1 protein-coding gene is annotated in these 792 nt (G+C 67.9%); it reads left to right on the forward strand.

Features of this window, described 5'->3' with window-relative positions; genetic code table 11:
- The coding region (locus ACFPU0_RS12005) for a WD40/YVTN/BNR-like repeat-containing protein (protein WP_377693221.1) at nucleotides 1–792 on the forward strand (792 nt) is incomplete at both ends.

Consider the following 792-nt stretch of genomic DNA (forward strand, 5'->3'; position numbering starts at 1 on the left):
CACAGCCCCTTGCTCGACCTGGCCCAGGCCGGCCAGCGGCTGGTGGCTGTCGGTCAGCGCGGGCACATCCTCTATTCCGATGACCAGGGCAAGACCTGGACCCAGGCCAGCGTGCCGGTCAGCTCCGACCTCACCGCCGTGCAGTTCCCCACCGCCGAGCAGGGCTGGGCCGTGGGCCATGACGGCGTGGTGCTGCACAGCAGTGACGGCGGCGTGACCTGGCAGAAGCAACTCGATGGCCGCCAACTGGGCCGCCTGATGCAGGACTACTACGCGGCGAAGCCTGACGCCATGCAATGGCTGGACGAAGGCAAGCGGATCGAGACCGAAGGCGCCGACAAGCCCTTTCTCGACCTCTGGTTCAGCGACGAGCGCAACGGCTTCATCGTCGGCGCCTTCAACCTGATCTTCCGCACCCGCGATGGCGGCCAGAGCTGGGAGCCCTGGACGGACCGTACCGACAACCCGTCCGGCTATCACCTCAATGCCATCGCCAGTGATGGCGAGCACCTGTTCATCGCCGGTGAACAGGGCCTGCTGCTGCGCCTCGATGAGCATGGCGAGCGCTTCCAGGCCCTGGCAGCGCCCTATCAGGGCAGCTTCTTCGGCATCGCCGCCCAGCCGGGCCTGGTGCTGGTCCATGGCCTGCGTGGCCATGCCTATCGCAGCCTTGATGCCGGCACCAGCTGGAGCCAGGTGGACACCGGGCTGAACAGCAGCATCACGGCATCCGCCCGTGGTCCCGAGGGCGGGCTCTACCTGTTCGGCCAGACCGGCCAGGCCCTCGCCAGC

Source organism: Pseudomonas sp. GCM10022186 (assembly GCF_042656385.1).
Classification (GTDB): domain Bacteria; phylum Pseudomonadota; class Gammaproteobacteria; order Pseudomonadales; family Pseudomonadaceae; genus Metapseudomonas.